This window comes from Duffyella sp. Ts4, assembly GCF_051851875.1.
Lineage (GTDB): Bacteria > Pseudomonadota > Gammaproteobacteria > Enterobacterales > Enterobacteriaceae > Duffyella > Duffyella gerundensis.
On the sequence record NZ_JBLYPN010000026.1, the window covers coordinates 19,280 to 33,967 of the forward strand.

Sequence of the window (14,688 nt, forward strand, 5' to 3'; positions counted from 1 at the left end):
GCAAAGTTTCATTGCTCTGGCGCAGTTTTTTAACTAGTTTGCTGAAAAATAAGCATTTATCTTCTCTCGCTCCGATAAGTCTATCCGCGCTGCTGCTCACCTGACTTAATTACAAATATTAACAAAATCAGAATGCCTGCACTAACGCGCTTATTTAATGACAATTTTGCGACAGGCGATAAATAAGTGATAACGCTAAAGCGAAACAGGAATTATTCAATTTTTACCTGGTTTAGCTCTGTTTTTGTTGGACGCAGCGTGAGCGTCGATCCGGCAGAGGCCACCACGATAGCTAACAGCGCCAGCCACTGAACCGGGGTCAATAGTTCACCCAAAAAAAGCATGCCCGAAATCGCCGCCATGGCCGGTTCGATGCTCATTAGCGTGCCAAACAGCCGCGCCGGCAGGCGGGTTAACGCCACCATTTCCAGCGAATAGGGCAGGGCGCTGCACAGAATGGCGATGGCAATGGCAACAGGTAAAACCGAGAGGCTCCATAAACCGCTTTCGGCAAACGCCAGGCCGATCGGCACAAAAATCACTGAGGCAATCACCGAGCCCATCGCCACGGTGGCCGGACCGTGGCCGCTACCGGCGCGCTGACCTGACACAATGTAAATCGCCCAACAGGCACCGGCCGCAATAGCCAGCGCCGCACCCAGCGGATCGATCTCGCTGAGACCCTCGCCAAAAGGCAGCAGATACCATAAGCCTACCAGCGCCAGCAGCACCCAGACGAAATCGAGCGGACGACGTGAACCGGCCAGCGCCAGCGTCAGCGGGCCGATAAATTCCAGACCCACCGCAATGCCCAGCGGTACGGTGCGGATGGCGAGATAAAACAGCGTATTCATCGCGCCAAGCGCAATGCCATAGATAATCAACGGCGGCAGAGTGTGACGACTGATGCGCATGCGCCAGGGTTTGAAAATAACGCAGAGGATCAGTGTGCCAATACCAAGCCGAATGGCGGTGATGCCGGTAGCGCCTACCTGAGGAAAAATGGATTTCGCCAGCGCGGCACCACCCTGAATAGAGATCATGGCAATCAGCAAGGCGGCAATCGGTAGCCAGTGCGAAGCAGAGCGAGATGCAGGTAACATAATGGAAGAAAGTCCTTTTACTGTTTTCAGTGCGGTTTTCAGTTGCCAGTGTAACGCAACGGGGCGGTAAAAAAGTGCGCCATCAAAAATATCCTGTAACTTTTATGCTCAAAAAATGAGCGATTCAGGGCCATGAGCGTAAAGTTATGTCAGATTTAATTAGGAATTTTCTTAATGAACGAATTTTTATTTTTGAGAATTGTTGCACGCATATGAAGGGAAAAATAAGAAAAAAGAATGACCTATGAAACGTCATTAACTTCCTGTTACAGCAAACATTCTCTTGGACAACAATTTGAAGGCAGAGTTTCTCGCTAAGTTTTGTTATATTTTTAGCGTTGTCAGGAGATGAAGTACTTTCACATTTGAGGTGGTTATGAAAAAAATTGCATGTCTTTCTGCACTGGCTTGTGTACTGGCTGTATCAGCGGGTTCAGCAATGGCTCAAAGCACCGTTACCGGTGGCTACGCACAGAGCGATTACCAGGGCGTTGCTAACAAAGCTAACGGCTTCAACCTGAAGTATCGCTACGAAAACGGCAGCGATCCACTGGGTTGGATCGGTTCTTTCACCTATACCGAAAAAGACCATGATGTAGACGGTTTCTACAACAAAGGTCAGTACTACGGTGTGACTGGTGGTCCTGCTTTCCGTCTGAATGACTGGGCAAGCATCTACGGTGTTGTGGGTGTTGGCTACGGTAAATACCAGGAAACTGGCGCAGACCGCGAAAAATCTGATACCAGCGACTACGGTTTCTCCTATGGCGCAGGTATGCAGTTCAACCCAATCGAAAACGTGGCACTTGACGTTGGTTACGAGCAGAGCCGTATCCGTAACGTTGATGTTGGCACCTGGATCGCTGGCGTTGGTTACAGCTTCTAATTCTGAGCTTTCAGCTTAAGAATGATAAACGGCCCCTGTTGTGGGCCGTTTTCTTTTTTACCGCCCTAACAGATCGATTGCCACCCTTAATTTCTTTTTCTGCGCAGGCAGAGGCATCTTTACGATCGTTATGCAGGGTTCTGATATGAACCAGCAACGGCCGTGAAAAAATTGCGCGGGCAGGGAAGGGGATAACAGGAACGCGCTCAGGAATGGCGAGGGTCTTGCGGTTTCTGCGTTTTGCCCATTTTCGCGCTCAGCATCTCAATCAGCATCAGCCTGACCTTGAATGGCGATCGACACCATAATTTCAGCAGCAGTGTGAAAGGCATGATTCTCTCCTCATAAGCGGCCATGGTCATCAAACAGGCGTACCGGGCAGCGGCAAACAACAGGCAACGGCAGAGCGGATCGAACGGTATCGCAGGCTTAACCGTAGTAATGCTGTGGTTGCAATATAACCAGTTATAGCACTGGCTATACCCTTTAGCCAAGGCTATTTACAGAAAATTTGTGCTTCGTTGTGCATGGTTTACAATGTGGCTCCAACAGCGTCGCCAGGGCTTTTTCTGCGGGCGCAATAATAAGAGGAAGCTGTATGAGTCGTCGCGCGAAAACCGCCGCAACCCCCCATGGGCCATTGAAAGATATTGAGGAGCATGTCGAGGGTTTTCGACAGGTGCGCGAAGCGCATCGGCGCGAATTGATTGACGATTATGTTGAGCTTATCTCCGATCTTATCCGGGAATTTGGCGAAGCGCGCCAGGTAGACATGGCTGCACGTCTCGGCGTTTCGCAACCTACTGTTGCAAAAATGCTGAAACGACTCAGTAGCGCGGGTTTGGTAGAACAGGTACCTTATCGTGGCGTCTTCCTCACCCAGGAAGGCGAGACGCTGGCGGAAGAGAGTCGGGCGCGTCATCACGTGGTGGAAACCTTTCTGCTGGCGCTGGGGATCAGTCCTGATACCGCCCGCCGCGATGCAGAAGGCATTGAACATCACGTCAGCGATGAGACCCTGGCTATTTTTAAAACCTTCTACGAAAACCAGCATTCCTGAGACTCATAACTTCAGCGGCGGCCAGCTATCGTGGCAACACTCATTACCCCGTTTTTGCGCGATCGTTTTTTGCACCTTCTTGTGGTTCTTGGCATTGTACTTGGCTGCTTTGCCCGCTTTCAGTGGCGTGAGCTGCCCGGCGCCGTAGACTGGCACACCATTATTACCCTGTGCGGGCTGCTGCTGGTGACCAAAGGCATCGAAAGCAGCGGCTACTTTGACCTGCTGGGCCAGCGGTTGATTCAGCGCTTTAATCAGCAGCGCACGCTGGCGCTGTTTCTGGTTGCCGCCGCCGCACTGCTTTCCACCTTTCTGACCAACGATATCGCCTTGTTTATCCTCGTGCCGCTAACGCTGTCGCTGCGTCAGTTCTCCACGCTGCCGGTCAGTAGGCTGATCATTTTTGAGGCGCTGGCAGTCAACGCTGGGTCGCTGCTGACGCCGGTCGGCAACCCGCAAAATATCCTGCTGTGGGGCCGCGGCGATGCCAGCTTTGTCGGATTTATGCTGCAAATGCTGCCGCTGGCGGCGTCGATGGTGGCGATTTTGCTGGTGCTGACGTGGTTCAGCTTTTCCCATCGCACGATTGAACGGCACGACAACATGACCACGCCGCAGTGGCAAAAAGGGCTGCTCTGGTTGAGCATTGCGCTGTATCTGCTGTTCGTGGTGGCGCTGGAGCTTAAGCTTACCGGATGGGCGTTGCTGCTGGTAATCGCCTGCTTTGCGCTGCGTGCACGCCGCGTCTTACTGGCGCTTGACTGGAGCCTGCTGGCGGTGTTTATCGTCATGTTTGTCGATGTCTGGCTGTTTATGCGCCTGCCGCAGCTACAGGGTCTGGTGCAACAGGTGGCACACGCCAGCGACGCGGTGCATTTCTTTGCCGCTATCGGTTTATCGCAGGTTATCAGCAACGTGCCGGCGACTATTTTGATGATTCAAATTGTCCCTGCGTCGGTTTCGCTGGCGTGGGCGGTGAACATTGGCGGCTTCGGCCTGTTGCCGGGTTCGCTGGCCAACCTGATCGCCTTGCGTATGGCAAAGGACAAAGCGATCTGGTGGCGTTTCCATCTCTTCTCGGTGCCGATGCTGTTTATCGCCATTGCCGTCGGCTGGTTGCTGCTCAGGGCACTTCACTAACCGCGTTTGTGCTGCGTATTCTGCGCAGCACGTCATCTCTCCGGCAAAAAATAAGCAACGGGTGCGGCTTTTGTAAAGTTGTACTGGAATTTGTCAAGTTAACTTCCTACTGTTAATAGGCCAAATTTCCAGCGCGCCCTTCGCGCATACAGCCAAAGATGGATACGATGACTGATAAAAACGACGTGAATAAAAAGGATGCGCAACAGCATGCGGATGCGCAAGCCCATCAGGATGAGCAGGAGCAGGAGAACCAACAGCAGGATGATCAGCAGGAGCAGCCGCGCAAACGGCCAGGCAAAAAGCCGCTGATTATTCTTGGCGTGCTGGTGATCGTCATGATCATCGTTGGCTTTTTCTTCTGGTTCACCACCCGCAATGAAGAGACCACCGACGACGCCTTTACCGAAGGCGATGCGGTGACCATTGCGCCCAAAGCGTCCGGCTATGTGGTCAAGCTGCTGGTTAACGACAACCAGCGGGTGAAGAAGGGCGATCTGCTGGTGATGATCGATCCGCGTGATAATCAGGCGCAGCGCGATCAGGCGAAAGCGCAGCTTGGTCTGGCACAGTCGCAGTTACATCAGGCACAGGCACAGCTTGCGTTGTCACGGGTACAGTATCCGGCACAGCGCGATCAGGCGCTGGCCGATCAGGCGAAAGCGCAGGCGAACCTGCTTAATGCTGAGGCGGACTATCGTCGTCAGCGCGGCGTTGATCCCCGCGCCACCTCGCAACGCAATATCGATAATGCCAACGTACAGCTGCGTTCAGCGCAGGCACAGTTGCAGAGCGCGAAAGCGCAGGTGGAAGTGGCTTCTCAGGTCGCGCTGCAGATTCGTCAGCAGGAAACCAACGTTGAGGCGCGTCAGCGTCAGGTTGAGCAGGCGCAGGCGCAGCTCAATACCGCCGAACTCAATCTCTCCTATACCGAAGTGCGTGCGCCATACGATGGCTTTGTCACTAAGCGTAACGTACAGGTCGGCACGCTGGTGCAGGCAGGCAGTGCGCTGTTCTCACTGGTCTCAACCGACATCTGGATCACCGCTAACTTTAAAGAGTCGCAGCTTGAGCGCATGAATCCTGGCGACAAAGTGGCGATCACTGTGGATGCCTGGCCAGACATGAAGCTGGAAGGGCACGTCGACAGCATTCAGATGGGCTCCGGTTCGCGCTTCTCCACCTTCCCGTCGGAAAATGCTACCGGTAACTACGTGAAAATCGTGCAGCGCGTACCGGTGAAAATCGTGATCGATAAAGGCCTCGATGCCAACCATCTGCTGCCGCTTGGCCTGTCCGTTGAACCGAAGGTAACGGTGGAATGAGCCAGTCGCAAAGCTGGCAGCCTGCCAGCAATCCGTGGCTGGTCGCGATGACGGTAACGCTGGCGGTGTTTATGGAGATCCTCGACACCACCATCGTTAACGTGGCGCTGCCGCATATTGCTGGCTCACTCTCTTCCAGCTATGACGAATCAACCTGGGTGCTGACCTCTTATCTGGTGGCCAACGGCATCGTGCTGCCGATCTCGGCATTTTTCTCGCGACTGTTTGGCCGTAAGCAGTTCTTTCTGATCTGCATCGTGATGTTTACCGTCTGCTCTTTTCTCTGTGGTATCGCCACCGAACTGTGGCAGATCATCCTGTTTCGCGTGCTACAGGGCTTCTTTGGCGGTGGCCTGCAGCCGGTACAGCAGTCGGTACTGCTCGATTACTTTAAACCGGCCGATCGCGGCAAGGCTTTTGGCCTCTCCTCCATTGCGATCATCGTGGCGCCGGTGCTTGGCCCAACGCTGGGCGGCTGGATCACCGATAACTACAGCTGGCGCTGGGTCTTTTTCATCAATATTCCGGTGGGCATTCTGACCGTGCTGGCGATTTACCAGCTGCTGGAAGATCCGCCGTGGGAGAAAAAATGGGCCAAAGGCAAGCTGACCATCGATTACATCGGCATCAGCCTGATTACGCTGGGGCTCGGCTGTTTGCAGGTGATGCTCGATCGCGGTGAAGATGAGGACTGGTTCGCCTCCAGCTTTATCGTGCTGTTCGCGATTCTGGCGGTAATCGGCCTGGTGGGCGCGGTTTACTGGCTGATGTACGCCAAAAAGCCGGTGGTGGATATTCTGGTCATGAAGGACCGCAATTTCTGGGTCGCTGGTCTGCTGATGGCGGGCATGGCGATGATTCTTTATGGCAGCTCCGTGGTATTGCCACAGCTGGCGCAGCAGGATCTGGGCTATACCGCTACCTGGTCGGGACTGGTGCTGTCACCGGGTGCCGTGCTGATTGTGCTCACCATTCCGCTGGTGCTGAAGCTGATGCCGATCGTGCAGACGCGATGGATTATCGTGTTTGGCTTCACCTGCCTGACGCTGGCTTTCCTCTATTCGGCGACCTTAACGCCCAATGTCGATTTCGCCACGCTGGTGCTGATGCGCAGCGCGCAGTCAATCGGGCTGGGCTTCCTGTTTGTGCCGCTGACCACCATCGCCTTTGTCACCATTCCGCAGCGGTTAAATGCTGACGCCTCGGCGCTGTTTACCATGTTCCGTAACGTGGCGGGCTCGATCGGTATTTCGCTGTCGACAGCGGCGATTACCGAACGCGAGCAGGTGCGCAGCGCGCATATGGTGCATAACATGTCGCCGCTAAACGAACAGTTCAATATCACCGTGCAGCACTGGGCGCAGTCGATTCGCGACTTCACCTCGGCGGTGGGCGATCCGATCACGCTGGCAACGGGCCAGCTCTATCAGGAGATGATCGTACAGTCGCGCATTCTCGCCTATATCGACGTATTTAGCGGCCTGAGTATTGTCGCCCTTATTATGATTCCATTTTGTTTTCTGCTGTCGCCGATTAAGAGCGAAGGCAGTGCAGGAGCACACTGACATGAACGTTACTTCTCTGCGTCAGCCCCGCCTGAGCGTGCTGATGCTGACGCTGCTGCTGGCCGGCTGCGCCGTTGGGCCCGATTACCAGACGCCGCAGCCCAACACGCCGGCCCGCTACAACGATCTTGCATCGGCAGAGGGTTCGCGGCCGCAACCGGCGGCGCCGAACCCGCAATGGTGGCAAAGCTTTAACGATCCGCAGCTCGACAGTCTGATTAGCCGCGCTATCAGCGATAATATCTCGCTGCAACAGGCGGTGCTGCGTATCGCCGGTGCCCGTGAACAGCTGTCGCAGGCGCGCGGTGGCCTCTTTCCGTCGCTTAACGGCGCCGCTTCGTTCAATCGCCAGCAGCTCGGTGCGAAAGGGCTGCTGCAGGCCAATGGCGCTTACGATCTGGTGGATCAACAGGCACCGCAAGCGCGCGGTGCGCTCGACAGCCTGACCCAGCCGGTCTCGCTCTATCAGGGCAGTTTTGATGCCAGCTGGGAGCTGGATTTGTGGGGCAAAGTGCGGCGTCAGGTAGAGATGGCCAATGCACAGCAACAGCAGTCGATTGAGAGCCGCAACGATGCGCTGGTCTCGGTTGAGGCGGAAGTGGCGCGGGCCTATTTGCAGCTGCGCGGTGCACAGGCGGTCAGCAGCACGTTGCAGTCGCAGATTGATGTGGCTCAGCAGACGGTTGAGCTGACGCAAAGCCAGCAGCGCAACGGCCTGGCGCCTGAGCTGGATGTGGAAAACAGCCGGGCGCAGCTCAGCTCGTTACGGGCTCAGTTGCCGCAGTATCAGGCTCAGGCTCGTCAGGCGATGAATGGCCTGGCGGTGCTGCTGGGCAAACCGCCGGGCATGCTGGATGGCGAGCTTCAGGCACCCCGTGCGTTACCCGTGCTACCCGATGCGGTCGCGGTCGGCATTCCGTCCACCCTGGTGCGTCGTCGTCCTGATGTGCGTCAGGCTGAAGCCACGCTGCACGCGCAAACCGCAAACATTGGCGTCAACGTCGCACAGCTTTTTCCGAGCCTGTCGCTGACCGGTCAGCTCGGCGTGCGTAACACAGATGCCAGCTACCTCGATAACTGGAGCAGCCATTTTTACAGCTATGGGCCATCATTATCGATTCCGATTTTTGAAGGTGGCCGGCTGGTTTCCAGCGTTAAGCTGGCACGCGCACAGCAGGCGAACGCCGCGCTGGCGTATCGACAGACGGTGTTGACCGCGCTGCAGGATGTGGAGAACGCGCTGGTGAGCTATCGCACCGATCAACAGCAGGTCACGCAGCTTGACGAAACGGTGGAGTCGTTGCAGCGTAGCTTTAATTTAGCCAGCGACAGTTACGGTAAAGGCATCAGCACCTTCCTGGATGTGCTCGACGCTCAACGTCAGCTGGCGCAGGCGAAGCAGCAGGCGGCGCGTGCCCGCGTGCAGAGCAATCTTGACCTGGTTGCGCTCTACAAGGCGCTGGGCGGCGGCTGGGAACCTTACCAGCAGGTGACGCTGCCATCGTTTGACGTCTTCGGTCCGGCAAAAGCCGCGCAATAACCTCACAACAAGCTTAAGCGGGCAGCGCTGGCTGCCCGCCGTATTTTTCATGCATTTCTCCGCTCAAAACAGAATGAACGTTTTATACGCAGTTCAGTTCCCTCCACGCTGTTCCGAATAGCGCTGCAATAACAACCCTGCAAAGCCTGAGGTGTGTTCCGGGTCACAGCAAAAATAAAAGTTTATGAGGTCTGCCACAGAACCAATTTTCCACCATGAATGAAAATGAAAGTTATGTACTATTTTATATTTCATAAGGGTGAAAAGTTGTTAAGCGCGTGAGCTCAACGCTTTTAGTTTTTTTGTCACACTACGGGGACATTATCATGGCCAAAGAAGAGTACATTACCGTCAGCAGAGCATCGGGGCCGAACAGCGCCGCGCGCACTGAGCCGATGGTAAAGGTTATTGCGGTTATCGCGACGCTGGGCGGCCTGCTGTTCGGTTATGACACCGGCGTTATTTCGGGCGCCTTGCTGTTCATGGGCACGGAGCTGCATCTCACACCGTTTACCACCGGCCTGGTGACCAGTTCGCTGCTGTTCGGTGCCGCTTTTGGTGCGTTGCTGTCAGGGCATTTCGCTGCAGCCGCCGGGCGAAGAAAAATCATCGTTATTCTGGCCGTTATTTTTGCTGCGGGCGCGTTGGGCACCGCACTGGCGCCCAACGTTGAGTGGATGATTTTCTTCCGTCTGGTTCTGGGCGTCGCCGTCGGCGGTGCGTCAGCCACGGTGCCGGTATACATCGCAGAGATTGCCCCGGCCAATAAGCGCGGCCAGCTGGTGACCCTGCAGGAGTTGATGATCGTCTCTGGTCAACTGCTGGCTTATATCTCCAATGCGGGCTTTAACGCTGCCTGGGGCGGCGATACCACCTGGCGCTGGATGCTGGCGGTGGCGACCATTCCCGCAGTGCTGCTGTGGGTGGGCATGCTGTTTATGCCCGATACGCCGCGCTGGTATGCGATGAAAGGGCGCCTGGCTGAAGCGCGCCGCGTACTGGAGCGCACGCGGGCCAAAGAAGACGTAGAGTGGGAGCTAACGGAAATCGAAGAGACGCTGGCGGAAGATGAAAAAAGCAAGCCGCGCCTGCGTGAACTGAAAAAGCCCTGGCTGTTGAAGCTGTTTATGATCGGTATCGGTATTGCGGTTATTCAGCAGCTTACCGGGGTAAACACCATCATGTATTATGCGCCGACCATGCTGAAAGCGGTGGGCATGAGCGACAACGCGGCGTTAATTGCCACCATCGCTAACGGCGTCATTTCCGTGCTGATGACCTTTGTCGGCATCTGGTTGTTAGGAAAAATTGGCCGTCGCACCATGGTGAAAATTGGGCAATTTGGCTGTACCTGCTGCCTGTTTATTATCGGTGCAATTAGCTATTTTATGCCCGAAACCATCAATGGCCAGCCTGATGTATTACGCAGTTATCTGGTGTTAGGCGGGATGTTATTGTTCCTGAGTTTTCAGCAGGGTGCCTTATCACCGGTGACCTGGCTGCTGTTATCGGAAATCTTTCCGACCCGTCTGCGTGGCATTTTCATGGGCGGCGCGGTGTTTGCCATGTGGATCGCCAATTTCCTTATTTCGCTCTCTTTTCCGATGCTGTTAGCCAGCGTGGGCTTATCCGGCGCCTTCTTTATATTTGGATTGATTGGCATTGCCGGGGCGATATTTGTCATGAAATGCATTCCGGAAACGCGCAATCGCAGCCTGGAGCAAATCGAACACTATTTGCACGACTGGCTCAGCAATGATGAGGAGACACGTCCGCTGCGTCGCCAGGTAATTTCACCGAAAACCGGTTCGTGATCGCCCGGCGATAACGACCATTCGTTTACCCCGGTTCATTCAGCGCGTAGACTTTACTTTACTCTGCCGCTGAAGGAACCGGGTTAGCATGTTTATCACGCTGCTGCATCAGCTCTATCTCTCTACGCCGCTTTTTATCTTAATCTTCCTCGGTTTTTCCCTGATTCGTTTTGCACACTGGTCAACCAGCGTCAGCGATGGTCTTAATCAGCTGGTATTCAACGTCGCCTTACCTTGCATGTTATTCGGCGTGATGAGCAATTTTTATAAAAGCCCGCCAATGGATGTTCGGCTGCTGCTGGCCTTTTTTGGCGGCTGCCTGCTGGTATTTGTCATTGGCCGTGTGGTGGCAATAAAAATCTTCCGCCTCGAAGGCGTCGCCAGTTCGGTCTTTGCCCTCGGCGGCATCTTTTCTAATAACGTGATGTTGGGGATTCCGATTGCCGGATTATTACTGGGACCGCGCGCCTTGCCGATTGTGGCGCTGGTGCTGATATTTAACAGCCTTATTCTCTGGTCGCTGCTGACCATTTCGGTGGAGTGGAGTAAAAATGGCCGTTTGTCGCTGGCCGGAATAGGCGCTACCGCCAAAAACGTGCTTAAAAACCCACTGATCATCGGTATTTTGGGCGGTGCCGCCTGGAGTATTTTTCATCGCCCGTTGCCGACCATTATTGCGCAGCCGGTTTCTATGCTGGGTCAAATGGCCGCGCCGCTGTCGCTGGTCGCGCTGGGAATGAGCCTGGCGCAATATCGCATTCGTGAAGGACTGAGCATCAGCTACACCATCTGCGCGCTCAAGCTGGTGGTGCAGCCGCTGACCGTCTGGCTGCTGGCGTGGGCGCTGGGCCTGCCGTCGCTGGAGACGCACGTCGTGGTGCTGTTAGGATCGATGTCGGTGGGCGTTAACGTCTATCTGATGTCACAACAGTTTCAGGTATTGACCGGCCCGACCGCCAGCAGCATGTTATTTTCCACCGTTCTCGCCGCCTTCACGACACCGCTGCTAATGTTATTACTGGATAAATTTTATCCCGTTATTCCTTTATAGAGGTGATCATGAAAAAAAATATCGATGAAATCGCGAAACAGCAGCGGATCGTCTTATACGACGGAAAATGTAAGCTCTGTAATTCATGGGTAAAACTAATCATTCGTCATGATAAAGCGCAGCACATCCAACTGGCAGCGGTACAAAATAGCACCGGTAAAGCGCTGCTTAACTGGGCGGGATTACCAGAGGAGGAGATTCACACGCTGGTGCTGATCGACCATGGAAAGGTTTCAATGCGTTCTGCTGCCATTCTGCGGGTGATGGCTTATTTGCCGTTCCCCTGGCGCGCCTGCGCCGCGCTTCGCTTGTTTCCGCGTCCGATTGGCGATTTTTTTTATGATGCCGTGGCGAAACGCCGCTATCAAATTTTTGGTCAATATAATCAGGTTAACGCTTTGCAGGCCGATCATTCGCATCGTTTTTTATCCTGATATATATCCAGCAATGCATAAAATGTAATTGTGATGTGATGTCGTTTCTCTTGCTGCTTTACATAAAGAAATATAAAAAAATACTTATGCTAATTACCGCCGCTGGCGGGAAATAAAGATGTATCTAAAAAGCATTTATTCTCGCGCTATTCACAAAAATGCTAACTAAGATTATTCTGCACGAGAAAAATAATTTATTTTTCGGCTGGAGTTATGTAGTCTTTAACTGACAGTAACCTCTATTTTCACAGGACATTCCAATGAGCGAGACACTCAAAGTATTAAACAATATACGTACGCTTCGTGCTCAGTCACGTGAGCTGTCACTGACAGATTTAGAAGAAATTCTGGAAAAGTTCTCTGTTGTTGTTGCCGAGCGTAAAGAAGAAGTTGAAACCGAAGCCGCACAGACGCGTGAGAAAGAAGAAAAACTTTCTAAATATCGTGAAATGCTGATTGCAGACGGCATCGATCCAGGCGAATTATTGGGCGCAATGGAAGGCGGCAAAAAAAGAGCAAAACGTGCTCCTCGCCCGGCTAAATATAAATATACCGATGAGAACGGCGAAGAAAAATCATGGACCGGCCAGGGCCGTACGCCAGCCGCGATCAAAAAACTGCTCGATCAGGGTAAAAAACTCGAAGACTTTTTAATCTGACCTTTACGGTTATATTGCCCGCCAGCGGTCGATTTCCGCTGGCAGCATGGCAATACTCCCTGCCTGCCGTATCGCGCCTGCCACAGACGCCTCTCTTTTTTAACCTGAAAACCCGCCTAAAATTACGCTGAAGTGGTCAGTGATAAAAATCTGTTACATTAATCCTGCATTGGGTAAATAATGCTGCCAGAATATTCTTAACCTGTTAAATCAGCCTTATTGCAAAGTCCCTGTGGTCCTGATAATCCTTTTTGCCTTTCTGCGTTGCCCAACGGGGGATGATCCCCGCGTTCACTCTGTGGCATAATGCGCGCTCATTTTCCGAACGCTTCGTAATCGTAGGGCTATTCCAGTGCTAGTTTCCAGCAATGTCACCATGCAGTTTGGCAGTAAGCCGCTGTTTGAAAATATCTCCGTTAAATTTGGCGGCGGCAATCGTTATGGCCTGATTGGTGCCAACGGCAGCGGCAAATCAACCTTTATGAAAATACTGGGTAATGATTTGGTTCCTTCCGCGGGAAACGTGTCGCTCGATCCCAATGAGCGTATTGGTAAACTGCGCCAGGATCAGTTTGCTTTTGAAAAATTTAGCGTGCTCGATACCGTTATTATGGGCCACGACGAATTGTGGCAGGTAAAAGAAGAGCGCGATCGTATTTACGCCTTGCCTGAGATGAGCGAAGAGGATGGCTATAAAGTTGCCGACCTCGAAGTGACCTATGGTGAGATGGATGGTTACACCGCCGAATCACGCGCTGGTGAGCTGCTGTTAGGCGTGGGCATTCCGCTGGAGCAGCATTATGGCCCGATGAGTGAAGTGGCGCCCGGTTGGAAGCTGCGTGTTCTGCTGGCGCAGGCGCTGTTCTCTAATCCTGATATTCTGCTGCTTGACGAACCCACCAACAACCTCGACATCGATACCATTCGCTGGCTCGAGCAGGTGCTGAATGAACGCAACAGCACCATGATCATTATTTCGCACGACCGTCACTTCCTGAACATGGTCTGCACGCACATGGCCGATCTCGACTACGGCGAGCTGCGTGTCTATCCGGGCAACTATGACGAATACATGACCGCGGCCACCCAGGCACGCGATCGTCTGCTGTCTGACAACGCCAAGAAAAAAGCGCAGATTGCCGATCTGCAATCCTTCGTCAGCCGCTTCAGCGCCAACGCCTCTAAATCGCGTCAGGCGACCTCGCGCGCCAGACAGATTGATAAGATCAAGCTCGACGAAGTCAAAGCCTCCAGCCGTCAGACGCCGTTTATCCGTTTTGATCAGGATAAGAAGCTGTTCCGTAATGCGCTGGAAGTAGAAGCACTGACCAAAGGCTTTGAAGAGGGTCCGCTGTTCAAAAAGCTGAATCTGCTGTTGGAGGTGGGTGAGAAGCTGGCGATTCTGGGTCCAAACGGTATCGGTAAAACCACGCTGCTGAAAACGCTGGTGGGCGATCTGGCCCCTGACAATGGCACCGTGAAATGGTCTGAAAACGCGCGCATCGGTTATTACGCTCAGGATCACGCTGCTGACTTCAGCGACAACCTCACCGTGTTTGACTGGATGAGCCAGTGGAAGCAGGAAGGCGACGACGAGCAGGCGGTACGCAGCATTTTAGGCCGCTTGCTGTTCTCGCAGGATGATATCAAAAAGCCAGCAAAAGTGCTTTCCGGTGGTGAAAAAGGACGCATGCTGTTCGGCAAGCTGATGATGCAGAAGCCAAACGTGTTAATCATGGATGAGCCGACCAACCACCTCGACATGGAATCGATTGAAGCATTGAACATGGCGCTGGAGATGTACGAAGGCACGCTGATCTTTGTTTCACACGACCGCGAGTTTGTGAGTTCACTGGCGACGCGCATCATTGAGATGACGCCGAACAAGATCGCTGACTTCACCGGTAATTATGAAGATTACCTGAGCAGTCAGGGCATCGTTTAACCGGGGTGAGGTGGCCGTGCTGGCCGGGTGCTTACTGACGCCAGAAAGGCGGCGGAGTGTGCCCGGACGCGGGCGGCTTTTAGGTCAAAGGCACTTCGTTCTGCCTGAAGCCAGGCGGCCTTTAAGGGCCAGATCAAGGTCAAAGGCCACTTCGTTCTGCCTGAAG

13 protein-coding genes are annotated in these 14,688 nt (G+C 53.8%); 11 read left to right on the top strand and 2 right to left on the bottom strand.

The genetic code is table 11. The features are described from left to right. Window positions 1-212: 212 nt before the first annotated feature. Complete coding sequence (gene rhtA / locus ACJY2L_RS19975) at window positions 213-1,103, bottom strand: threonine/homoserine exporter RhtA (protein ID WP_439212878.1); 891 nt, start codon at window positions 1,101-1,103, stop codon at window positions 213-215. A 376-nt stretch (window positions 1,104-1,479) separates the two neighbouring features. Here rhtA and ompX point away from each other — a divergent pair, with 376 nt between their 5' ends. Then, entirely contained in the window at window positions 1,480-1,989 is a 510-nt protein-coding gene (gene ompX, locus ACJY2L_RS19980; RefSeq protein WP_439212879.1) for an outer membrane protein OmpX, read from the top strand. Between the two features lie 206 nt (window positions 1,990-2,195). On the opposite strand, the gene ACJY2L_RS19985 is transcribed toward ompX, so the two are convergent. Beyond that, window positions 2,196-2,321, bottom strand: coding sequence for a hypothetical protein (locus ACJY2L_RS19985; RefSeq protein WP_262385480.1), 126 nt, complete (start codon window positions 2,319-2,321; stop codon window positions 2,196-2,198). A gap of 266 nt (window positions 2,322-2,587) precedes the next feature. On the opposite strand from ACJY2L_RS19985, the gene mntR reads away from it, so the two are divergent. The 10 genes from mntR to ACJY2L_RS20035 all read left to right on the top strand — a co-directional run bounded on the left by mntR (window position 2,588) and on the right by ACJY2L_RS20035 (window position 14,522). Beyond that, window positions 2,588-3,049: a manganese-binding transcriptional regulator MntR gene (gene mntR / locus ACJY2L_RS19990; RefSeq protein ID WP_067429031.1), complete on the top strand. Its 462-nt coding sequence runs from the start codon at window positions 2,588-2,590 to the stop codon at window positions 3,047-3,049. Window positions 3,050-3,079: 30 nt separating this feature from the next. Beyond that, window positions 3,080-4,189 carry an SLC13 family permease gene (locus tag ACJY2L_RS19995; RefSeq protein WP_439212880.1) on the top strand — a complete coding sequence of 370 codons (1,110 nt, stop codon included), beginning with the start codon at window positions 3,080-3,082 and terminating at the stop codon, window positions 4,187-4,189. Window positions 4,190-4,347: 158 nt separating this feature from the next. Then, the gene (locus ACJY2L_RS20000; RefSeq protein ID WP_439212881.1) at window positions 4,348-5,514 is read left to right on the top strand and encodes an HlyD family secretion protein; all 1,167 of its coding nucleotides are present in this window, start codon (window positions 4,348-4,350) and stop codon (window positions 5,512-5,514) included. Further along, complete coding sequence (locus ACJY2L_RS20005) at window positions 5,511-7,079, top strand: DHA2 family efflux MFS transporter permease subunit (RefSeq protein WP_067429038.1); 1,569 nt, start codon at window positions 5,511-5,513, stop codon at window positions 7,077-7,079. Before ACJY2L_RS20000 ends, ACJY2L_RS20005 begins: the two co-directional genes overlap by 4 nt. A gap of 1 nt (window position 7,080) precedes the next feature. Beyond that, window positions 7,081-8,619 carry an efflux transporter outer membrane subunit gene (locus ACJY2L_RS20010; RefSeq protein WP_439212882.1) on the top strand — a complete coding sequence of 513 codons (1,539 nt, stop codon included), beginning with the start codon at window positions 7,081-7,083 and terminating at the stop codon, window positions 8,617-8,619. 326 nt (window positions 8,620-8,945) lie between these two features. Further along, window positions 8,946-10,433: a sugar porter family MFS transporter gene (locus tag ACJY2L_RS20015; protein ID WP_209500211.1), complete on the top strand. Its 1,488-nt coding sequence runs from the start codon at window positions 8,946-8,948 to the stop codon at window positions 10,431-10,433. Window positions 10,434-10,521: 88 nt separating this feature from the next. Continuing rightward, window positions 10,522-11,484 carry an AEC family transporter gene (locus ACJY2L_RS20020; protein ID WP_439212883.1) on the top strand — a complete coding sequence of 321 codons (963 nt, stop codon included), beginning with the start codon at window positions 10,522-10,524 and terminating at the stop codon, window positions 11,482-11,484. An 8-nt stretch (window positions 11,485-11,492) separates the two neighbouring features. Continuing rightward, window positions 11,493-11,918, top strand: a complete 426-nt coding sequence (locus ACJY2L_RS20025; protein WP_439212884.1) for a thiol-disulfide oxidoreductase DCC family protein — start codon at window positions 11,493-11,495, stop codon at window positions 11,916-11,918. Window positions 11,919-12,178: 260 nt separating this feature from the next. Then, window positions 12,179-12,577, top strand: coding sequence for an H-NS family histone-like protein (locus ACJY2L_RS20030; RefSeq protein WP_067429047.1), 399 nt, complete (start codon window positions 12,179-12,181; stop codon window positions 12,575-12,577). A gap of 352 nt (window positions 12,578-12,929) precedes the next feature. After that, window positions 12,930-14,522 carry an ABC-F family ATPase gene (locus tag ACJY2L_RS20035; protein WP_067429050.1) on the top strand — a complete coding sequence of 531 codons (1,593 nt, stop codon included), beginning with the start codon at window positions 12,930-12,932 and terminating at the stop codon, window positions 14,520-14,522. Window positions 14,523-14,688: the final 166 nt, after the last annotated feature.